Raw genomic sequence first — 20,973 nt, forward strand, 5'->3', positions numbered from 1 at the left:
CGCCGGCATCAAGGTCAGCGATGCCGAGATGGATGCGATCAACATCAACCGTCATCAATTCCATGGCGATTGGAACTACACAATCAGCCCAATCATCCCACCACCGGTGCGATAATTTATCAACAGTGCCTTAGGCTCTCTTTGGCGACTTTGATGATCGTGCGTGACGAGAAGGCTCGAGTTTCGAAGAACGGCCAGGAGTGGCCGCATAGCTAGAATGCTGTAACTCCCGTCGCGCGCCTCCTCCCCCCGAAAGCGGAGGTCGGCTGCAGCGAAACGGTAGCAGCTCTCACTGCCGCCGTTGTATGACATCAATGGCCGCGATATTCAGGATTGCATCCTTAGGCCCAGAACTGCAGCACGGCTGCATCCGCCAGGCGGGATCGTGGCGCTAGCACTAGGGGACGCCTATCAGCGCGCTATCATGGGCATCGTCGAAGAGGGAGATGCCGAAGTGTTTGAACACCAAATCGAAGCTGCCATTGCTTACGGGCTTAGCCGCCTTACCCCTTCTTGAACGTCCGCTAGCACCATTCGACTGTCAGAACCTGCCAGTTCGCTACCGGCCCCCAAATCGGTCATTCCAAAGCCGATGTCGCGACTGAGGGATTCAGACGGATAACAATTTGTGCCAATAGGGTCGTCGGTTCGAGTCCTTTCGACTGCAATAGAATCGAATGCTACACGACTTCAGGCTTCATCCCGGCGATATCACGAGCGTCATGCTCTCCGTTCCGAAAGAGAGATCACTTCTGCCGGTTGCCGCAACCCGGTTGCAACGACAGAAACCCTCAGTCGTCCTTCAAGTTCTCCGTTGAATGTCGCGCCGACGACTATGTTTGCCTCAGCATCGACCTCCTCGCGGACACGTGTGGCCGCCTCGTCAACGTCAAAGAGCGTCATGTCCGGCCCGCCGGAAATGGAAACGAGCAGTCCCCTCGCTCCCCTGACAGACGTATCGTCGAAAAGCGGATTGGCAATCGCTGCCTCTGCGGCGACTCTGGCGCGGCTGTCCCCCGCCGCTTCGCCCGTGCCCATCACCGCTCGACCCATATCGCGCATCACCGACCTTACGTCAGCGAAATCCAGATTGATCAACCCTTCTTTGACGATCAGATCGACAACGGAGCTGACGCCCGCGTGAAGAACGCGATCGGCCATTTCAAAGGCGTCGGCGAAGGTTGTCTTGGCATCGGCTATCCGGAAAAGGTTCTGATTGGGAATTACGATCACCGTGTCGGCGCTTTCGCTGAGACGCTCAATCCCCTGCCGTGCCGTCCGTATTCGATGTGTACCCTCGAAGGTGAATGGCATGGTGACGACACCGACCGTCAGCACGCCTGCCTTCCGCGCAGTCCGAGCGATGACGGGCGCTGCGCCTGTTCCAGTCCCGCCTCCCATGCCCGCGGTGACAAAACACATGTGCGTTCCGGCCAGGTGGTCCATAATCTCGTCGATCGATTCTTCCGCTGCCGCCTGTCCGATCTCGGCCAGAGATCCGGCGCCAAGTCCTTCGGTGACCGCCAGGCCAAGTTGGATAAGCCGCGGTGCCTTTGACGTCGACAGAGCCTGGGCATCGGTGTTTGCAACGATGAATTCTACCCCCTCGAGATTTTGCGCGATCATATTGTTGACAGCATTGCCACCGCCGCCGCCGACGCCAATGACGGCAATCCTTGGTTTGAGGTGCGTTATGTTCTGGATAGTAACCTCCGTCGGTTTCATGGAAGGTCAGCTCCTGGGCAAAGATAGAGGTTTCATGATGCTGCGAAGGTGGTGATGAACCATCAGCCGATGGAGGATGTCCGACGATTGCTTTCCGTCGGCCAGCGTCGAAAAAGTGCGCTGGCGTTAACGCCGCCAAAACCGAAGCCGTTGGATATCGCGTATTCAACGTTCAGGCGGCGGGCTTCATTTGCGACGAAATCGATGCCGTTCGCCTCAGGATCTGGCGTATTCAAGTTCAGGGTCGGTGGTGCGACTTGGTCCCTGAGCGCCAAAATCGTGAAGATGGCTTCCAGCCCCCCGGCCGCGCCAAGCAGATGTCCGGTTGCTGATTTCGTTCCACTCACCGCGACAGACTTTCCGCCGCCAAATAGACCCTTGATAGCCCTAATTTCTCCGAGATCTCCCACCGGTGTCGAGGTGGCATGCGCGTTCAGATGACCCACGTCGTGAGGGGCCACGCCGGCTTGCGCGACGGCAAGCTCCATTGCTCTGCGCGCTCCGCTTCCGTCTTCGGGACCGGAGGTGATATGGTGAGCGTCGGCTGTCGTGCCGTATCCGACGAGTTCGGCGATCGGGGTGGCACCGCGCGCAAGAGCGTGGCTCAGTGCTTCGATGACGAGTATGCCTGCCCCTTCGCCCATCACAAAGCCGTCACGCGACGTGTCGAAGGGGCGCGAGGCATTGCTCGGTGTTTCGTTGAAACCGGTCGACAGCGATCTTGCCGCGGCGAAACCGCCAAGGCTGACGATGTTCATGCAGGCTTCTGTTCCGCCGCAAATGGCAATGTCGGCTTCATTGGATCGAATAAGCCTGGCGGCATCGCCGATAGCCTGAACGCCGGCAGCGCATGCCGTCACGGGTGCACCGAGGGGGCCTTTGAAGCCGTGGCGGATTGAGACTTGCCCGGCTGCGAGATTGACGAGGAAGGACGGAATGGTGAAGGGCGAGAGGCGGCGTACACCGCGTTGATCGACGATGCGGACCGCCTCGGTTATTGCCGGAAAGCCACCGATGCCGGACGCGATGATCGTCGCGGTTCTCAGCCTGTCTTCATTCGAAGACGGCCTCCAGTTCGCTTGCGATAGTGCCTCTTCCGCGGCTGCCAGCGCGAAAATGATAAACCGGTCGACCTTGCGTTGATCCTTTGGCGGCATGATCGCATCCGGATCGAAGCCTCCCTCGGGGTCTTCGGCGAGAGAGGGGACCACGCCTCCCACTTTCGAAGGCACATCCCCGACCACATCGTCACCCAGGCGCCGAATGCCGCTTTTGGCCGCCAGTAGCCGCGACCAGGAAATATCAACGTTTGCTCCAAGGGGGCTGACAGCTCCCATACCTGTGACAACAATGCGACGCATCTGCTTTCCACCTGTCTTCGCATTAAAAAATAGGCATACAATCGTCGTCCCGACCCACAATGGGTCAAGGCCCGTTCTCAAAACATGCAGCTTACTCAAAGACCTAAGACGCTTTCACCCGACTCGGACGCAGCTGAAATTTCGGCCCATGTTCCCGCCGGATACTTGAACCCGACAAGCTCTCAGGCAACATCATCACGGTTGGCGATACGTCTGACTTCGCCACTGGCCGCGTCGAGCACGCCTTGTGACAAGCTCTCGTCCTCGATGATGCGGGACAGCGTCACGGCACCCACCATCAAAGACAGTATCGCTATCGCCTTGTCGCTAGGACCTGCGGTGTTGGCGTCACCCATTAGTTCGTCCAGCACCTCGAAGTGAGCTCGAATACCATCCTCAAACGGGCGCCTGACCTCTCTGCTTTGCCGAGCCGCATCCGCTCCCAGCGCCACCAGGGGACAACCTTCCGCCTTTTCTCCTCTGTGATCCTTGGAGAGATAGAATGCCATGACAGCTTCCAAGGGATCGGAGGTGTCTGCGGCCGCGGTCGACCATCGTCTTGTGGCGCTTTCCAGTGCCCGCCTCGATGCAAGGGCGGCAAGATCGTCCTTCGACGCGAATTGTTTGTAGAACGCTCCCTGCGTGAGGCCGGCGCCCTTCATCAAGTCCTTCAGCCCAATCCCATCGAATCCATGCTCCCGGAAGAGCCGACTTGCCGCGTTGATCACCGCTTCGCGATTTGCCTCTGCCTGAGCCCGACTGACTCTCATATCGATCTCCATTTAGATTTCACTTGACATCTATAGCACGTTTAGAGTTAGATCGCAATCTAAAATAACCGCTGCACCCGTCAACAAGGGTCAAATGACATGAACCGCAAAATTCTCCTCGCCTCCGTGGGCATACTGGTGGCCGTTGGCGCCACTGCGTTCGTTCTCCTTGCCGAATCTTCGGAAGGAAGAGCACAAGCCGCAGACCCCCGCGTCGCGCCGACGCTCGTCAGTTTGGTGGATGCTAAGAGGCCAGATACCGCTGTGCGCACGTTCACCGGTACGATTGCCGCTCGTGTGCAAAGTAATCTGGGATTTCGGGTGCCCGGCAAGATCATCGAGCGCTACGTTGACGTCGGCCAGCAGGTCAAGGCGGGTCAGCTCTTGATGCGCATTGACGAGACCGATCTGCGCCTGGCGCTTGCCGCAAAACGCAATGCGGTCGCTGCGGCTCAAGCCGTCCTGACCCAGGCGCAGGCTGACGAGAGACGCTACGCTGCCTCGGTGAAAAACGGGTTGGCCGCCGCTTCTCCGCAGCGCTATGAACAGGCAAAGGCAGCACTAGACACGGCAACCGCCCAATTTGCCGCAGCGCAAGCCGATGCAAGCGTCGCCGAAAACGCGGCGACTTACTCGCTGCTGATCGCCGATACCGATGGCACCGTCGTCGAAACACTTGGAGAGCCGGGGCAAGTGGTGACCGCGGGACAAACCGTAGTCCGGCTTGCCCAGGCCGGGCCTCGTGAGGCGTTGGTCTGGCTTCCGGAATCCGTTCGTCCGCAGATCGGAGACATTGCCGAAGCCAGCATCTACGGAAGCGAAAACCGGCAGGACAAGGCGCGGCTTCGGCAGATCTCGGATGCCGCCGATCCGCAAACCCGCACCTATGAAGCACGCTGGGTTCTGGATGGCGCCGCAGCCTCGGCCCCACTCGGCGCGACAGTCACCATCAAAATCTCCAACGATACCGGCCAGGCGCATGCGGTGGTGCCGGTCGGCGCTGTTTTTGACGACGGCAGCCGAACTGGCGTGTGGGTCTTTGACGAAAAAACATCGACCGTCCACTTCCGCCAAGTGAAGGTCGAGAAGATGGGTGAGGAGGTCGCGGTGGTTTCCAGCCTCAAGGCGGGCGAGCCCATTGTCGCTCTTGGGGCGCATCTCCTGCAGGACGGCGCGAGCGTCCGGACCACGACAGAACAAGCAGAGGCGGCCAATCAATGAACCTCAATCTATCCGCGCTCGCGGTCCGCGAGAGAGCCGTTACGCTGTTCTTCATCGTCCTGCTTGCCGCCGCCGGCGTGTATGCCTTCGCCAAGCTCGGACGGGCGGAAGATCCTTCGTTCACCATCAAGACGCTGACCGTGACAGCCGTATGGCCGGGCGCCACAGCGCGTGAGATGCAGGATCTTGTCGCCGAGCCTCTCGAGAAACGCCTCCAGGAGCTAACATGGTACGACCGCGTCGAGACGACCACGCGGCCGGGATACGCCTTTTTGACCGTCACGCTGAAGGACAGTACACCACCCACGGCGGTCGAAGAGGAGTTCTATCAGGCACGAAAGAAGCTTGGAGACGAGGCGCGAAACCTGCCCCAGGGCGTCTTGGGTCCCTTTGTCAACGACGAGTATTCCGACGTTAGCTTCGGTCTTTGTGCGCTAAAGGCCAAGGGCATGCCGATGCGCGATCTTGTGCGGCAAGCCGAGGTGATCCGCCAGGACCTTCTGCATGTGCCCGGCGTCAAGAAGATCAACATTCTCGGAGAACGGCCCGAACAGATCTTTGTTGAATTCTCCTTTGCCAAACTGGCGACCCTCGGAATTTCGGCGCAGGACATCGCGGCCGCCTTGCAGCGGCAGAATACCGTGACGCCGGCAGGATCGATCGATACACGCGGCCCGCAGGTGTTCATCCGCTTCGATGGCGCTTACGACAGCATCCAGGCGATCGCTGACACGCCGATCGTCGCGGCCGGACGCACGCTGAAACTCTCAGATTTTGCGGAAATTCGCCGCGGCTATGAAGATCCGGCCACCTATCTCATCCGTCACAATGGCGAACCGGCCATCATGCTTGGCGTGGTGATGCAGCAGGGCTGGAACGGCCTGGAACTCGGCAAAGCGCTGGAAGAAAGATCCGGTGCGATCGCACAGACCTTGCCGCTCGGCATGACGCTCGCCAAGGTCAGCGACCAGGCTGTCAACATCCAGGAAGCCGTCGGCGAGTTCATGCTGAAATTCGCCATGGCGCTCGGCGTCGTGCTGTTCGTAAGCCTCATCAGCCTCGGCTGGCGCGTCGGTATCGTCGTCGCCCTGGCCGTTCCGCTCACGCTTGCCGTTGTCTTCCTCATCATGCTGGAGACTGGCAGATTCTTCGACCGCATCACGCTCGGCGCGCTCATCCTGGCGCTCGGTCTTCTGGTCGACGATGCAATCATCGCCATCGAGGTGATGGTGGTGAAAATGGAAGAGGGAATGGATCGCATCAAGGCGGCCGCCTATGCGTGGAGCCATACCGCTGCCCCCATGCTATCTGGTACGCTGGTGACGATCATCGGGCTGATGCCGGTCGGCTTCGCGCGCTCGACCGCCGGCGAATATGCCGGCAACATCTTCTGGGTGGTGGGCTTTGCCCTCATTGTCTCCTGGATCGTCGCCGTGGTCTTCACACCCTACCTCGGCGTCAAGATGCTGCCGGCGATCAAGCCGATCGATGGTGGCCATCACGCCATCTACGACACGCCGAACTATCGCCGCCTTCGTGGGATGATCGCATTTGCGGTGCGGCACAAGTTCGTCACCTGCGCGGTGGTCGGCATCGCTATGGGTGTGTCCGTCGTTGGCATGGGAGCGGTCAAGCAACAGTTCTTCCCGACATCGGACCGTCCCGAAGTATTGGTGGAGGTCCGCTTACCCGAGGGCACCAGTATCGAGACGACCACGGCGACAGTCGAGAAGCTCGAAGGATGGCTGCAGAAACAGCCCGAGGCAAAGACCGTCACGAGCTATATAGGGCAGGGCGCTCCTCGGTTCTTCTTCGCCATGGCGCCGGAATTGCCGGACCCGTCCTTTGCCAAGATCGTCGTGCTGACGCCGGACGCCGAGACGCGCGAAGCGCTGAAGCAGCGTCTCCGCGCCGCCGTCTCGGAGGGGCTCGCTCCTGAAGCCTATGTGCGTGTCACGCAGCTCGTATTCGGTCCCTACACACCGTTCCCGGTCGAGTTTCGCGTCATGGGACCTGATCCCAGGAAATTGTACGAGATCTCCGAGAAAGCCCTCGACATCATGAAGGGCGTGCCGGATGTCCGTCAGGCCAATCGCGACTGGGGCAACCGCACGCCGGTGCTGCGCTTCGTTCCTGACCAGGATCGGCTGAGCCTGATCGGCCTTTCGCCGGCGGAGGCAGCCCAGCAGATGCAATTGCTGTTGAGCGGCATTCCGATCACGCAGGTTCGCGAGAACATTCGCACTGTGCCCGTCATCGCGCGCAGTGCCGGCGAAAACAGGCTTGATCCGTCACGACTGGCAGACTTCTCGCTGATGAGCCGAGATGGCAGGCAGGTTCCACTCGATCAGATCGGTCATTCCGAAGTCCGATTTGAAGAGCCGATCCTGAAAAGGCGTGATCGAACGCCTGTCATTACAGTCCGCTCGGACATCAACGAGGCGACACAGCCTCCGGAAGTCTCGCAACAAATTCTGAAGGCGCTTCAGCCGCTGATCGCCTCGCTTCCCGTCGGATATCGTATCGAGATGGGCGGAAACATCGAGGAATCCTTAAAGGCTAATATTGCCCTCATTCAGATCTTCCCGGCGATGATTGCCGCAATGCTGATCGTCATCGTCTTGCAGGTCCGTAGCCTTTCGACGATGACCATGGTCATGCTGACGGGACCTCTTGGTCTTGCCGGCGTTGTTCCCGTCTTGCTTATCTTCCATCAACCGTTCGGCTTCAATGCCATTCTCGGACTGATCGGTCTTGCAGGAATCCTTATGCGCAACACGTTGATCCTCACTGAACAGATCAAGGAGAATAAGGCAGCCGGTCTGGACGACTATCACGCCGTCATCGAGGCGACGGTGCAGCGGACACGTCCGGTCATGTTGACGGCACTTGCGGCCGTCCTTGCCTTCATCCCTCTCACCCATTCGGTATTCTGGGGATCGATGGCCTACACGCTGATTGGCGGGACAGCAGTTGGGACCGTAATGATCCTGCTCTTCCTTCCCGCTCTTTATGCCACCTGGTTCCGCATCAAGCCGACTGAGGGAGCAACACACCATACGGAGCAAAATGCTTCGGAACTGCAACGCGCTATGGCTGCGGAGTGACATCATGTTTAGGATGTGTACGGACGTGACCGCCCCGGACGCGAAGGAGAAAACGAACCGTTCAGCATCGATGGTCCGGGATGCTGAGTGGATCCCTGATCGACAGAAACCGGAACCTCAGGAACGAGGGCCTTATTCCTCAGCTTCGGATGAAGCAATTTTAGAGGAAGGACGTGATCGGATCCTGGATATTGCGGAAAAATACATTCGCCGTATCGGTCATCGCAAGACAACTGTTGCAGACATTGCGTCCGACCTGGGTACAAGCCGAGCGAACGTGTACCGCTTCTTTCCCACAAGGGCGGCAATCAACAATTCTGTCTGCGCGCGTATCGTCGAAAAGGTCACCGAAATTGCGTTCTCTATCGCACGGACAGACGCGGCGGCGAGTAAAAAGCTTATTGAACTTTTGAACGTCTTTCACCGGCATAGCAGAATGACGCTGATGGAAGAAAGACCCATTCACGAGCTGCTTGTCGCTGCTGCGAACGAAAATTGGCCATCGATGAATGCGCATGATGAGCGAATCCGGGCAATCCTGGACACGATTATCCGTCAGGGTTTGCAAGCGGGTGAGTTTCAGGTGGAAGATGCCGACTATGCCACACGGGGAGTGATCACCGCGTTCTTGCCGTTCTTCCACCCCGTTTCGCTTGAGCAATGTGTTCAGGAGGGGAAGGGCACGGCTGGAGCCGCACACGCGCAAATCCGGTTCATCATGCGAGCTCTCGGCAAATCTGACTGGCGGGGTGCCGAGGCTTCGGAAGCAATGCCAAGCGCCTAAATTCTGTCCCGACATCCTGATCTGTATATACGAAGGGATTCACGGCAGCAGGCGAAAGCCTGACACATGCCGCCGCCAAATTCCATGTCAGTTTCGAAACCAACTGCTCGAACATCACAATCCGGGTCGAACGATCAGGCAGGTTGACGTGCCGTGAGCGTAGAGCTTGCCTTGGGAGTTCTCGATCCTGCCGTCTAAAGTGATGACTGTCCGACCGCGAGAGATCACCTTTCCGGTGATCCTTAATTCGCCGCAGTCGACAGAAATTGGACGTACAAATTTAACCGAGGTTTCTTGCGAAGGGCAAACTTCGCCGGACATCAACGTTGTTTGCGCGGCAAGCGACATGGACGTGTCGAGCATCGTCATGATCCATCCGCCGTGGACGGTATTCATCACATTGAAAAAACGCGCCTCCGGCCTGGCGAGAAGCTCAACGTGACCTTCGTCCGGCGGAAGAAGTGTGAATGGCAACAGATCCGCCATCGGCGGTCGAGGGAGGGTTCCTTGCGAGAGGCCCGTCACAAACTCGATACCATTCATCAGCGTAGTGTCAGGCAAGGAACCTCTCCTCGTTTGCTCGATCGTCAATCATAGCGCGCCAACCTCGTGGCCGCCTCGAACACAATCCGACGCGGTGGTGCTAAGCAAGTTGGCCATGTTGCAGCGGTCACCAATCGACCGAGCAACAATTCTTCCCGGGCAGCTTCAGCCGTTGCGGCCGGACCCCGGCACGGGCAACCGCGCCACTCCAATGAAAGTACTCCAAAAATAGCCGGCACTTCATTTTATATGTTGATCGACATCCAAAATCAAGTTAGATTGCGATCGAAATCTAATCGGAATACTTTGTGAAGCAATATGCGGGATCTCCATCTGACAAAGGAACAGATAATCCAATCCCGCTGAAAGCTTCCGAGCACTCGTTCGCACAACCTCAGGAGCATGCATGTCCAATCAGAAAGACGTCGTTATCACCGGCGCATCATCCGGAATAGGCGAGGCCACCGCGCGCCTTCTCGCACAAAATGGCTTCAAAGTGTTTGGGGGCGTACGCAACCCGAACCGCGTCAATTCAATCCCTGGCGTTCGCTTCGAAACCGTTGACGTCAACGATGACACATCGGTTGCGAACTTTGTGGAATGGGTTCTGTCCGAAGCGGGTAAAATCGACATTCTGATCAATAATGCCGGCGTTTCGCTGTTCGGCCCCGTCGAGAACACCTCAACCGCGGAAGCGCAAAGAGTATTCGATACCAACGTGTTCGGCCCGTTGCGTATGATGCGTGCTGCTCTACCCTCCATGCGAGCCGCCCGGAGCGGGCTCATCATCAATGTCAGCTCGGTTTTGGGCTTCCTGCCTGCACCGTTCATGGGACTATATGCTAGCAGCAAGCATGCGCTTGAGGGGCTGTCGGAATCGCTGGACCACGAAATCCGCGAGTTCAACGTCAGGGTTGTGCTGCTCGAACCCACCTTCACCAACACGAAGCTCGACGTAAATGCGGCACATACAGAGGCCCCCTTGGGCGTCTACGAAACACAAGCGTATGCGACTATCGAGACGGTCCAGGCGCAGATCAAGTCAGCGCCTTCGCCGCAGGCGGTTGCCACGAAAATTCTGGCTGCGATCAACGGTCCGTACCGCATGCGTCAACCGGCGGGCGGTCAAGCGACGCTTCTCAGCCGCTTACGCAGATTCATGCCGGCGAACGCGGTCGACAAGAGTTTGCGCAAGACATTCGGCTTCGGAAAGTGAAGTTCTGCCGAAGCTGTCAAACGTCGCCACTTGCGGTCATGCGGCCCGCAAGTGGCTAATTTAGTCTTGTCGGAAAGCCTATCTGCCATGGCGGAGTCTCAATCATCGCTGGCCAGAAGCTAGCGCGAGTTGGGCATTGAGCCGATCATGAAGTTACTAGCCAACTTGGCCCTTCATTGAAATTGTTAGCGGAAAATCGTGTCGTATTTATCGGCTAACCCTAATAGACATATAACTTTTTTGGGTTTGAAATCACAAACTAAAAGCCACACGGGCTGTGGCCATTAGCTACCAATTTCAATTGAAGCGCTAATCTGAAAATCTGACGGGCAATTTTACCCAACGACTTTCAGGTGGGTCAGGAGGGGAGCGCAGCCGCGCTCGGGCAGCGCCTATTCCTTCCCGCTCTTTTTTTCGACTTCGATGCTGGTTCCGTCTCTTGCGCCAATCGGAGCGCACGAAGCCTATCCGTTTTTTTCTGCCGCGCAGACGCCTCATCAGCCAGGATATCCTTGGCAATCGACGTCGTCTGCTCGGACTTGGTCTGTGCTGACAGTTTTTCAGGATTGAACAGGTTGTCTTTCGTCTTTGTCATGCTTCCTCCGTTTCAGCAGGGGCGTTTTCCAAAAGACGGTGAACGTCAGCGACTTCGCGCTATGACTTTCTTCTTCGGCGCCGGCAGCAAGCCTTCACGCTGAGCCTGCTTGCGGGCAAGCTTTCGGGCACGGCGGACCGCCTCGCCCTTTTCGCGAGCGCGCTTTTCGGACGGCTTTTCATAGGCGCTGCGGGCCTTCATTTCCCGGAACACGCCTTCGCGCTGCAACTTCTTCTTCAGGACGCGAAGCGCCTGATCAACGTTATTGTCTCTGACCAGAACCTGCAAAATTTCTCCTTGCTCAGCTCGCGCTGTGTTTATTTCTTGGTACGGATTGAATTCGAGTTGATCCAGCTCGATTTCGATGCTTGCGGTATCTCGGCTTGCGCTGGCAAAAGCGACGATGGCGAGGCCTCAACGTCGATATCGTCCTGACGGATACTCCGCTCGAAATTCTCATTCTGGAAGCGGATGCGATAGTGAACAACGCCCTGTGAGACCGGCATGACAGACACGACGCTGCCAGCGGATTGGACGTTTCCAAAAATTCCAGGCTTCAGGACGATGTTGTCGCCCGGCCGGTAACGACCACGTGTCATGTCGTTCTCCGTTCGAAATAAAAAAACGAAAGGCCGGGACGTATCCCGACCTTCCTCGGTCATGGAGCGCGCCAGTACATCTGTGGTCGCGCGAAGCCGTGACAAATTATGCGGCTCGAAGATTGTCAGCCGAGCTCTTGCCAGACCGACGGTCCTGTACGATGTCGTAAGTGATCTTCTGGCCATCGTTGAGCGAACGCATGCCGGCGCGCTCTACAGCCGAGATATGGACGAAGACGTCCGTGCTGCCATCATCAGGCTGAATGAAGCCGAAGCCTTTGGTGGAGTTAAACCACTTCACAGTACCAGTGTTCATAACGATTTCCTTTCAAAGCAATCGTTGTTTGTTCCGCGATACCTTGCGGAGTTAGATCGATTATTTGGAAGGAAATCTGACGAGAGCGCAGCGGCTCTTGAGCGACATCTCAAGCAATGGTCGATAGTCTTACCATAGGTTCAATTCGAAAATTTGGCAACAGAGGCGGTCAAATGACAAATCTCCGCGCCCGGCGATGCTCGGAGCCGCCGCTCCTAGGCGCAGATCTTCGATCCAATCCGGCAAGTGCCGAAATTCGCCGACGTCCATAAAGTGGCGAAGATCCTCATCAGGGCCCCATCGATCCTGACAGAGATAGAATAGCCATCGTGCGCACACGCGTAAGTACGCAACGGAAAGCGCCCGTAAATTCGGCATTAGGTAGCAAAGACCACCAAAAGCGATTTATGTCGCTGAACTAAAACGATATTTCTGCTCAAATTTCCGGCATTATGGAGCAGTCGCCGCAAGATTCCGATGAGGGCTGATGTCACCTCCTGAGGGTGCCTCGGAAGTGCTGTGTATGGTCGACGTTGTAGACGAGTTGAAAGCGAAGCTGGTCGAGATCGATCGCCAGGTGGAAGAGCTGCGGCGCGAGATCGCCGTTCTCGATGATCGGAAGGCGGCGCTCGAAAAGGTGATCAAGGTCTACGAACCCGGCTTCGAAGTGGGCGCGTCGCCTTAGAAGACCCGCCGCTCCTTCTCACGCGAAACGACAAGCGGCCGCGTCACGGAACTTCTCAAGGGCAAGAACAACCGTCAGTGCTCGACATCCTTTGACGCCTCAGGGCCGACACGCCTCGCTCAGGCCTCAGACTAAGGGTGGCGGCGGATTCCAAGCGGCATAGGCTATACCGTCGATTGATGATCCTTGGCCTGCTGCCTGCAGAAAAATCGGCAACCTGAAGAAGGTCAGGGAGAGCCCGTAGCGCGCAGGACTTGACAGAAGGGATCGTCACTAAGATAATCACGATTAAGGTAATCACGATTAAGGTAATCATGATTAAGGTAATCACGATTAAGCTAATTATATTTACCAAAAGGAAGGCATATGCAGTTTCTAGGGCGCGAGCGCGAACTCAAGCTGGTGCGGAGCGAATTGGATTCGCAACGACCTTCCCTCATCATCGTATTTGGCCGACGGCGGATCGGCAAGTCGCGCTTCCTTCGGGAGGCCGCCAAGAATCACCCGGAAATCTATTTTCAGGCGACCCGCGTCTCATCCCTTTTGAACCTGGAGCAGTTCAAATCCGATGTCGGAAAGGCAATCGGGTCAAAGCCACAGCTCGAAGCCCTGTCAAGCTGGGAGGGGGTGCTGCACTATGTTGCCGAGCGTGCCGTCGAGCATCCGGGATTGATCGTCACGATCGACGAATTTCCCTATCTGCTTGATAACGAGCCAGCGCTGCCATCGATCGTGCAGAAATTCTGGGATTCCGGCGCGCTTGGTGAGGGGGCGATGAAACTGATCCTTTGCGGCTCTGCCATTTCTCAAATGGAAGACCTGCTGGCGGAACGGAACCCGCTTTACGGGCGAAAAACCCTGTCGCTCGACATGAAGGCCTTGCCCCTTGTCGATGTCGCCAAGTTTTTCCCGGAGTACATGGCCGACGACATTATCAGAACCTATGCGATTTTCGGCGGCATTCCCTATTATCTTCAGCTTTGCGACGCTCAGGAGCCGCTCCGCAACAACGTCATCAAACTCTTGCTCACGGAGACAGGCACGCTGATCGACGAACCGAACACGCTGCTTCAGACCGAACTCAGAGAACCGTCCTTTTACTCAAGCGTTATTGCGGCGGTATCTAACGGCTGCAACACCAAGTCGGAGATCGCAAACCGACTGGGTGTCAAAGCAGACGGTATTGGACCGTACCTGGCAAAACTGCTCGCGCTTGAATTGATCGATAATTCGAAATCGCTGGATGCCGACGAAAAGGGCAGAAATCGCCGCTATCGCGTTGCAGACAGCCTGATGTCGTTCTGGCATCGCTTCGTGCGACCAAACCTGAGCGCGATCAGCAGCGGGTTTGGCGGGGAGGTTTACGACCGTGTCGTGGAGCCTCGGTTTTCCGAATATATGGGGATTGCGTTCGAACCGATCGCCCTTCAATTTGCAAGGCTTCATCTGCAGGAGGTCCTTGCGGTGCCGACGCAGGAGGTTGGCCAGATCTGGGGACACGCCGATTTCGACATCGATGTCGCGGGGCGATTGTTGGATGGTGCATTTTTCTATGGCGAATGCAAATGGCGATCGCGCGTGATCGACCTTGGCCACGTCCGATTGTTGCGCGAGCGATCCGAGAAAACGACTTACGGGGAAGGAGCGACGGGCAAGCACTACCTGTTTTTCAGCAGAAGCGGTTTTTCAAGCGATGTCGAGAGTTTGGCGAAAGAAGACGAGCATCTGCATCTGATAACCCCCGAAACACTGGTAAAGCCGCGCCGGTAGAGGCGACAACGTGGCCGCATCGCCACTCCTAACGCGCCGCCTGACGCAACTCCTGAACAGGCGATTGCCGTCAGGTAGGCAATCGCGGCCATACGTTTCAGGTGCTCGGAAAGGCACTGTCTCGCCCGACGTCACGCTATCTGTGCGCGCATTGCCCCGCAATTATACCGCGTCCCGTTTAACTTGACTCTTTGGCCTTCCCAAAACGCGGTGAATCTGAATCTCTGGAGCAAACCGGAGGTCTGCGATGCGATCAGGGATTTCATTGCGTGAGGATTTTGACGGAGAAGGTCTGCGGCGGCTGGCGCGGCAGACGAAGGACGCCGCCCAGGCACGACGTTTGTTGGCGCTCGCGTCGATCTATGACGGAGGCTCGCGTTCCGATGCCGCCCGTCTCGGCAATGTCACGCTCCAGATCGTTCGGGACTGGGTCATGCGCTTCAACGAGCGTGGTCCCCAAGGCCTGATCAACGGCAAGGCTCCCGGTCCGCAGTCGCGATTAAACGATCAGAAGCGTGCGGCCTTGGCACAGGCCATCGAGCGCGGACCGACGCCCTATCTTGACGGCGTTGTGCGTTGGCGTCTGTGCGATCTGGTTCAATGGCTTTGGGAAGAGTTTCGCATCTCGGTGAGCGAGCAAACGCTGAGCCGTGAGGTGCGGGCCATGGGCTATCGCAAGCTGGCCGCACGGCCCAAACATCACGCGCAAGACCCCCAAGCCATTGAGGAATTTAAAAAAAGTTCCCCGCCGCGGTGGCAGAAATTGCCGCTGGAGCGGCACGAGGCAAGCAAATAGAAATCTGGTTCGAGGACGAAGCTCGCATCGGTCAGAAGAACAAGATCACGCGCCGCTGGGCCAAGCGCGGAACGCGACCTTCAGCGCCGCATGATCAACGCACCAGATCGGCCTACATCTTTGGCGCAATCTGCCCGAAGCTCGGCAAAGCGGCAGCGCTGGTCATGCCGTGGTGCGACACCTACGCGATGACGCAGCATCTGGCCGAAATCGCCCGTCATGTCGCCGATGATGCCCATGCCATCCTCATCATGGATCAGGCGGGATGGCACATGTCCAACAATCTCGTCGTGCCCGAAAACATAACGATCCTGCCGCTCCCGCCGAAATCGCCAGAGTTGAACCCGGTCGATAACCTCTGGCTCTTCATGCGCGAGAATTGGCTCTCGAACCGAGTCTTCAAATCCTACGACGATATCGTCAATCACTGTTGCGACGCATGGCGAAAACTCGAAAGTCAGCCCTGGCGCATCATGTCCATCGGACGCAGAGAATGGGCCAATGCGTTCTGATCAATGAGAAGCCGTATTAGCCGTCGATAGGTCGGCTTTAGCAGTAATGGCCACATCCGCACGGCGTTCTTTCAGGTAATCGAACGCGGCATCGTTGATCGATCAAATCCCGTTTGTGATGGCGATATCGGCCGCGGGCAGGGACGTCTCGCTGCAAATGATCTTGACCTCGCCAGCTTCCAGGCCGGCAAGATGATGTTTTGCGCGCTCGATCTGGCACAGCAGCTTGCTGCGGTGATCCAGCAAGTATCCTTCTGTACGGCAAATTTACAAGAGTCAAAACAAGAGGTAGACGGCGAAGGTCGGCTTGTGTATTAGATAGCGCTCGATACTTTGTTTGCCGATATTTGTTTTGGCTGCGCTTAGCGCCTCTTGATCAACTTCCCTTTCAAAAGTCGAAACACCGCCGTGCGCCGCCCGGAGGGACATTAATTTTTGCTATGAAAGGGTTCGTTATGACCACTGGCACGGTTAAATGGTTCAACGCCGCAAAGGGCTTTGGTTTCATCCAACCTGACGAAGGCAGCGCCGACGTTTTCGTCCACATTTCTGCCGTCGAGCGAGCTGGAATGAGCTCGCTCGCTGAGGGCCAGAAGCTTCGGTTCGAGCTGGAGCGCGATCGCAAATCGGGCAAGATGTCCGCCGGTCAGCTTCAGGCTGCTTAAAGCTCTTATAGCCGCCATGACCACGGATGTACTGGCGTGGCGGGCAAGGGCATTTGAAGGCCAGACAGACGTCTGGCCTTTTTTCGTGCGATAAGATCTCGCCCGGTAATCGTGCGGATTGCAACAAGGCCTGGCGCTTGCTGGCCTATGGCGCCAAGAAGGACAATCTATTGAGGCATCTGAACGACAACAGCTTCGCCGAACGCCGCAAGACTACGGATAATGCCTAGCGAGAGCTTTTGACGAAATTTGCGTCTGCGGCGAAACTGACCGATCCCGCCATGCAGCAAAGTTTTGCCGCCCGCGCGGCAGTCACAGTAGGAATATCAATCCATGAATGTTCGTACCCATGCGACTGAAGCGCGCTTCGACGATGCCGGTGCCTGGCTGAAAATTCTCGCGACATACAGGCGGCCTCACGTGGGGCGCAGCGTGTTCGAGTTGATCATTACGATCGTACCATTCGCGCTCTTCTGGAGTGGGGCCTATATCTCCATCGTTCAGGGTTTCTGGCCGGGACTTGTCCTGATTTTGCCGGCTGCTGGTTTCCTGCTCAGGCTCTTCATGATCCAGCATGACTGCGGACACGGATCGTTCTTCGCGCGGCGGGGGGTCGATACCTGGATAGGGCGTACGCTCGGCGTCCTGACCCTGACACCCTATGATTACTGGCGACGCGCGCACGCGGCCCATCATGCCTCGGCCGGCAATCTCGACCAGCGAGGCGTGGGCGACATTTCCACGCTCACGATTTCCGAATATAACTCCCTCTCCTGGTCAGGGCGTCTTGCCTACCGTTTGTATCGCCATCCATTGGTCATGTTCGGCATTGGGCCGGCCTGGCTCTTTCTCTTCAAGCAGCGTTTGCCTTTCGGGATGATGAACTCGGGCGCGTTGCCGTGGATTTCCACGATGGCCACCAATTTGGCGATCGCGATCCTGACCATCATGATGGTTTTGCTTATTGGACCGGTACCCTTTGTGATGGTCCATCTGCCGGTCGTGCTTCTCGCGGGGGCGGCGGGTGTTTGGCTCTTCTATGTCCAGCATCAGTTCGAAGAAACCCATTGGTCTCGGACCGGAGAATGGAAATTTCCTGAAGCCGCCCTCCACGGTGCATCGCACTACGATCTGCCGCCGGTGCTCCGATGGCTGACGGGCAATATCGGCCTCCATCACATACACCATCTTGCAAGCCGGATTCCTTACTACCGGCTGCCGGAAGTTTTGCGCAACCATCCGGAACTGGTCGATATCGGCCGCATCACGCTGTGGCAAAGCCTCCGGTGCGTCCGGCTCGTTCTCTGGGACGAAAAGAGCGGCAGGCTCGTTTCCTTCTGCGATGCTGCGCAGGCAGAAACGCATTAATGACGTTCAACAAGGAGCGTCGCTACAAACTCACCCGTGTTTAGGATCGAAATTTGAATATGAGCGCGAAGACTACCACGAACGCAATCCCTTTGAACATCACACTCACCCCGACCGAGATCAGGGCCCTGAAGCTCGCAAGCGATGGCGACCTTTATCCTCAGGATGCGAAGAGGTGGACGCATCTCAATGCCACTGTCACCTATGCAAGATCTGACCGCTTCAAGGAGCGCCCGATTAAGGTGAAGTTCGTAACGACGACAACCCTGGAGCAACTGCGAGACTACGGGCTTCTACGAAGCCTTGAGCCCGATATTGGTTCCTCAGAACCGGTCCATGCCATAACGATGGCAGGCAAGATGTGGCTTCTGAAACACAAGTGACACTGGAAGCAGACGGCAGAGCCATTCTCTGTCGGTCGACGTTGGGAGTGTTTATTTAATGAATCCTATGACCTCAACACCCGACATTGACTGTCAGACATGCGGCGCTTGCTGCGCGTATTCATCTGATTGGCCCAGGTTCACCACTGAAAGCGATGCTGCTCTCGAGTTGGTTCCAGCCCACTTCGTCGCCAAAGATCAACGAGGGATGCGGTGTGAGGGCTCACGCTGCTCTGCGCTTTCGGGCCGTGTCGGCTCGCGGGCATACTGTCTCGTCTATGATGTTCGGCCCGACGTTTGCCGGGCCTGCATGCCGGGCGACCATGCCTGTATGATCGCGCGTGACGCGTTCCTACTCAGGGCAGATCATGCCCTCAAAACGAAATAGCAAAGCCTAAATTAGGTCCTATGCGAGAAGTGCGTTCTCTCACACAGGCAAAGCACTCTAAGTGGCTCAATTCAAATGCAATCGAAATCAAAAAACGCCAAGCAAAGGAGCAATCTTGCGAGTAGATGTAAGAGATAATAACGTCGATCAGGCGCTTCGCGTTTTGAAAAAGAAAATGCAGCGCGAAGGTCTCTTTCGAGAAATGAAGGCCCGCAGCGCTTATGAAAAGCCCTCGGAGAAACGCGCGAGGGAGAAAGCCGATGCGATCCGCCGGAGCCGCAAGCTCGCCCGCAAGCAGGCGCAGCGAGAGGGCCTTCTGCCTGCGCCAAAAAAGAAGGCAATCGCAAGGGCGCGGTGAGCGTACCGTCCTTGCTCGCTTTCTGCCCATACGCCGCGCTCGATAGGATCTATCATCTCAGAGGTACTACATGACTGCGACAAAAGACCGTTTTTCAAATCGGCCATAACCACCGCCGAAACGAAATTGGCGCAGACCGACGCCAACGCACGCGAGATCCTCGATGCAGAGGCTGCGATCAGGGCTAAAAAGACGGAGAGACTTCGTGCACTTCGTTTGGCTCAAGCTGTGGTGGAGAGCCCAAAAAAGACGAGCCGCTCCAAACCGGGTTCGGCAAGAGGTCCCAAAGCGTAGCAACCATGAGCGCGAGCTGCCGGCTTTTAAGCTACAGCCAGCGCACCTATGTGCATGGCACCGCAGGTCGTCTCCATCCCTCGTGTGACGATGGATGGGCGCCTCCCTCGAATGAAATCTACTATGATCCATTGCTTGCGCTGTTCTACATGCGTCTGCTTCCGACTTCTGCGAGCCGCATGACACGCCCAGGGCTTGGCTCTCCGCCAAAAGCACTCGAGGCGTGGAAAGGGATACGCAAGAACGACAAATCAAGAAGAGGATGGGGCCGCCTGCTGAAAACATAAGTGAAAGCTAAATTAATAATTTTGATAATTTATTATAATTTTCCAATATTCCGTGCTATGGTTCGCCTTCTCTAGAAAATAATTACAACAAGGTGAGAAAATGAAAAACGTTATTTTTTCCAATGCTGCGCGCCGTTTGACGTGTTTAATGATCGAGACGTCTGTTTTGATCGCTGGCGTGGCCGCTATTCTCATCGTCGGCCTTCCGTCCGTTCGCCCTTGGCTGTGACTATGTCCAAACGTGCAAAGCGCTTCAGGTGCCCGATCCGGGAGAAGACCGATACCGTCTTCCGCAAGATCACAACTGGCGACGTTGCCGGCAGGCTTGAAACGGCCGCGCTTCTCAAAGCTCTAAGAATCGAGAGGGAACGGCCTACACGATCCCAAACCGCGCACTGAACAATGCGTAAGTGTGAAGAAGAGTTTGCGGCCGATCTGGCCGCAACTGCCTCAGGGAAGGTGAGTATCGATTTCGATAGGCCGGATCGCGACCTGAGAGGACGATTTCCCGATCTCGCAGAGGGCACATCCCGTTTATGCCAAGGCAAACCAGCTCCCCAAGTAAGGAGGGTCTATCCTGGCTGTGGTTGCGGCATCAGCCGGATTCGGCGCTGACGAAATGGTTCAAGGCACGCGTGGAGCGTAATGGCGGGCGCATGAAGAAAACGGCCATTGTCGCGCTGGCACGCAAGCTGCTGGTGGCGCTTTGGAAATACGTGAACTCCGGGGTCGTGATCGAGGGCGCCAAAGTGAAAACCGCATAGCATCGACACGACTTCAATCTTTCTGAAATCTACCGGGGCCCCTCATGAACCCCGGCGGATCCGGGTGACGAACCGGTATGAGGCATGGCTGAAATGCCGTTATAAAGAATGGTCTCGTCCTCCCGGGCTCAGTCCGCCGCAAGCGGGAAATTGGTACAGCCGGCAATCGTCGGCCGCCGGATGTGAGTTTGATCAGGCTTGGCGAAACAAGCCGTGTCACGCAGTATTGAGCCCGAACTCGGAACCAAATTTGGGAGATGCGCGCAGTCTACTGTTCCCGCGCGTGTCTCCCCATGACCGCCCGCTAAGCCGCTCGCTCGCTTCGGCGCGATTGGGGGCGCGCAAGCGAGCGGCTTAGCTACCGTAGATTTAAACTGTCCCACGGGACGCGACCCGATTTTTTAAAGGAATGCCGGGATGCAATAATCAACTTGACACTGAGTGTGCCCATGTGGGTCTCATTGCC

The 20,973-nt window shown here is 56.9% G+C and carries 23 protein-coding genes and 2 pseudogenes; 16 read left to right on the forward strand and 9 right to left on the reverse strand.

Annotation, left to right across the window (positions count from 1 at the left end):
• Positions 1–115 (forward strand): ISAzo13-like element transposase-related protein (locus GGD50_RS28410; RefSeq protein WP_183940450.1); only part of this gene is annotated, 115 nt, incomplete at its 5' end.
• 605 nt (positions 116–720) lie between these two features.
• On the opposite strand, the gene ftsZ is transcribed toward GGD50_RS28410, so the two are convergent.
• The 3 genes from ftsZ to GGD50_RS28425 all read right to left on the reverse strand — a co-directional run bounded on the left by ftsZ (position 721) and on the right by GGD50_RS28425 (position 3,856).
• The gene (gene ftsZ, locus GGD50_RS28415; protein WP_183940451.1) at positions 721–1,725 is read right to left on the reverse strand and encodes a cell division protein FtsZ; all 1,005 of its coding nucleotides are present in this window, start codon (positions 1,723–1,725) and stop codon (positions 721–723) included.
• A gap of 62 nt (positions 1,726–1,787) precedes the next feature.
• Entirely contained in the window at positions 1,788–3,086 is a 1,299-nt protein-coding gene (gene fabF, locus GGD50_RS28420) for a beta-ketoacyl-ACP synthase II (RefSeq protein WP_183940452.1), read from the reverse strand.
• Positions 3,087–3,268: 182 nt separating this feature from the next.
• Complete coding sequence (locus GGD50_RS28425) at positions 3,269–3,856, reverse strand: TetR/AcrR family transcriptional regulator (RefSeq protein WP_183940453.1); 588 nt, start codon at positions 3,854–3,856, stop codon at positions 3,269–3,271.
• 99 nt (positions 3,857–3,955) lie between these two features.
• On the opposite strand from GGD50_RS28425, the gene GGD50_RS28430 reads away from it, so the two are divergent.
• From GGD50_RS28430 to GGD50_RS28440, 3 genes are read left to right on the forward strand one after another with little or no spacing between them, the layout of a single operon-like run.
• A complete protein-coding gene (locus GGD50_RS28430; RefSeq protein WP_183940454.1) occupies positions 3,956–5,077 on the forward strand; it encodes an efflux RND transporter periplasmic adaptor subunit in 1,122 nt (373 codons plus the stop codon).
• Positions 5,074–8,184 (forward strand): efflux RND transporter permease subunit, encoded by a 3,111-nt coding sequence (locus GGD50_RS28435; RefSeq protein ID WP_183940455.1) that lies wholly within the window; start codon positions 5,074–5,076, stop codon positions 8,182–8,184. The genes GGD50_RS28430 and GGD50_RS28435 overlap by 4 nt, the downstream gene beginning before the upstream one ends.
• Before the next feature lie 25 nt (positions 8,185–8,209).
• Positions 8,210–8,968 carry a TetR/AcrR family transcriptional regulator gene (locus GGD50_RS28440; RefSeq protein ID WP_331371079.1) on the forward strand — a complete coding sequence of 253 codons (759 nt, stop codon included), beginning with the start codon at positions 8,210–8,212 and terminating at the stop codon, positions 8,966–8,968.
• Positions 8,969–9,082: 114 nt separating this feature from the next.
• Here GGD50_RS28440 and GGD50_RS28445 read toward each other — a convergent pair whose 3' ends face one another.
• Positions 9,083–9,529: a PaaI family thioesterase gene (locus GGD50_RS28445; protein ID WP_246451589.1), complete on the reverse strand. Its 447-nt coding sequence runs from the start codon at positions 9,527–9,529 to the stop codon at positions 9,083–9,085.
• Between the two features lie 388 nt (positions 9,530–9,917).
• On the opposite strand from GGD50_RS28445, the gene GGD50_RS28450 reads away from it, so the two are divergent.
• Entirely contained in the window at positions 9,918–10,727 is an 810-nt protein-coding gene (locus GGD50_RS28450) for an oxidoreductase (RefSeq protein WP_183940458.1), read from the forward strand.
• Between the two features lie 358 nt (positions 10,728–11,085).
• Here GGD50_RS28450 and GGD50_RS28455 read toward each other — a convergent pair whose 3' ends face one another.
• From GGD50_RS28455 to GGD50_RS28470, 4 genes are all read right to left on the reverse strand, one after another.
• Complete coding sequence (locus GGD50_RS28455) at positions 11,086–11,322, reverse strand: hypothetical protein (RefSeq protein ID WP_183940460.1); 237 nt, start codon at positions 11,320–11,322, stop codon at positions 11,086–11,088.
• 45 nt (positions 11,323–11,367) lie between these two features.
• Positions 11,368–11,610 (reverse strand): 30S ribosomal protein S21, encoded by a 243-nt coding sequence (gene rpsU, locus GGD50_RS28460; RefSeq protein ID WP_183940462.1) that lies wholly within the window; start codon positions 11,608–11,610, stop codon positions 11,368–11,370.
• 29 nt (positions 11,611–11,639) lie between these two features.
• Positions 11,640–11,921: a cold-shock protein gene (locus GGD50_RS28465; protein ID WP_183940464.1), complete on the reverse strand. Its 282-nt coding sequence runs from the start codon at positions 11,919–11,921 to the stop codon at positions 11,640–11,642.
• A 106-nt stretch (positions 11,922–12,027) separates the two neighbouring features.
• Positions 12,028–12,237, reverse strand: coding sequence for a cold-shock protein (locus GGD50_RS28470; protein WP_075852595.1), 210 nt, complete (start codon positions 12,235–12,237; stop codon positions 12,028–12,030).
• Positions 12,238–12,760: 523 nt separating this feature from the next.
• Here GGD50_RS28470 and GGD50_RS28475 point away from each other — a divergent pair.
• From GGD50_RS28475 to GGD50_RS28485, 3 genes are all read left to right on the forward strand, one after another.
• Positions 12,761–12,922, forward strand: a complete 162-nt coding sequence (locus tag GGD50_RS28475; RefSeq protein ID WP_183940466.1) for a hypothetical protein — start codon at positions 12,761–12,763, stop codon at positions 12,920–12,922.
• 366 nt (positions 12,923–13,288) lie between these two features.
• Positions 13,289–14,692, forward strand: coding sequence for an ATP-binding protein (locus GGD50_RS28480; RefSeq protein ID WP_183940468.1), 1,404 nt, complete (start codon positions 13,289–13,291; stop codon positions 14,690–14,692).
• A gap of 247 nt (positions 14,693–14,939) precedes the next feature.
• A protein-coding gene (locus GGD50_RS28485; protein WP_183940469.1) for an IS630 family transposase occupies positions 14,940–16,000 on the forward strand; the annotation gives its coding sequence in 2 pieces (ribosomal slippage) (positions 14,940–15,432 and positions 15,432–16,000; 1,062 coding nt in all).
• Between the two features lie 102 nt (positions 16,001–16,102).
• On the opposite strand, the gene GGD50_RS28490 is transcribed toward GGD50_RS28485, so the two are convergent.
• The gene (locus GGD50_RS28490) at positions 16,103–16,246 is read right to left on the reverse strand and encodes a hypothetical protein (protein WP_183940471.1); all 144 of its coding nucleotides are present in this window, start codon (positions 16,244–16,246) and stop codon (positions 16,103–16,105) included.
• A 209-nt stretch (positions 16,247–16,455) separates the two neighbouring features.
• Here GGD50_RS28490 and GGD50_RS28495 point away from each other — a divergent pair, with 209 nt between their 5' ends.
• From GGD50_RS28495 to GGD50_RS28520, 8 genes and pseudogenes are all read left to right on the forward strand, one after another.
• Complete coding sequence (locus GGD50_RS28495) at positions 16,456–16,665, forward strand: cold-shock protein (protein ID WP_183940473.1); 210 nt, start codon at positions 16,456–16,458, stop codon at positions 16,663–16,665.
• Positions 16,666–16,835: 170 nt separating this feature from the next.
• Positions 16,836–16,976 (forward strand): annotated as a pseudogene (locus GGD50_RS32975) (DUF6481 family protein); the annotation flags it as partial.
• Positions 16,977–16,998: 22 nt separating this feature from the next.
• The gene (locus GGD50_RS28500; protein ID WP_183940474.1) at positions 16,999–18,033 is read left to right on the forward strand and encodes a fatty acid desaturase; all 1,035 of its coding nucleotides are present in this window, start codon (positions 16,999–17,001) and stop codon (positions 18,031–18,033) included.
• Positions 18,034–18,092: 59 nt separating this feature from the next.
• The gene (locus GGD50_RS28505; protein WP_183940476.1) at positions 18,093–18,416 is read left to right on the forward strand and encodes a hypothetical protein; all 324 of its coding nucleotides are present in this window, start codon (positions 18,093–18,095) and stop codon (positions 18,414–18,416) included.
• A gap of 67 nt (positions 18,417–18,483) precedes the next feature.
• Positions 18,484–18,804, forward strand: coding sequence for a YkgJ family cysteine cluster protein (locus GGD50_RS28510; protein ID WP_183940625.1), 321 nt, complete (start codon positions 18,484–18,486; stop codon positions 18,802–18,804).
• Positions 18,805–18,919: 115 nt separating this feature from the next.
• The gene (gene rpsU, locus GGD50_RS28515) at positions 18,920–19,162 is read left to right on the forward strand and encodes a 30S ribosomal protein S21 (protein WP_183940626.1); all 243 of its coding nucleotides are present in this window, start codon (positions 18,920–18,922) and stop codon (positions 19,160–19,162) included.
• 681 nt (positions 19,163–19,843) lie between these two features.
• Positions 19,844–19,972 carry a hypothetical protein gene (locus GGD50_RS33275; protein WP_281397265.1) on the forward strand — a complete coding sequence of 43 codons (129 nt, stop codon included), beginning with the start codon at positions 19,844–19,846 and terminating at the stop codon, positions 19,970–19,972.
• 343 nt (positions 19,973–20,315) lie between these two features.
• Positions 20,316–20,507, forward strand: a pseudogene (locus tag GGD50_RS28520) (IS110 family transposase); the annotation flags it as partial.
• Positions 20,508–20,973 lie beyond the last annotated feature (466 nt).

Source organism: Martinezella paranaensis, assembly GCF_014200235.1.
Taxonomy (GTDB): domain Bacteria; phylum Pseudomonadota; class Alphaproteobacteria; order Rhizobiales; family Rhizobiaceae; genus Rhizobium; species Rhizobium paranaense.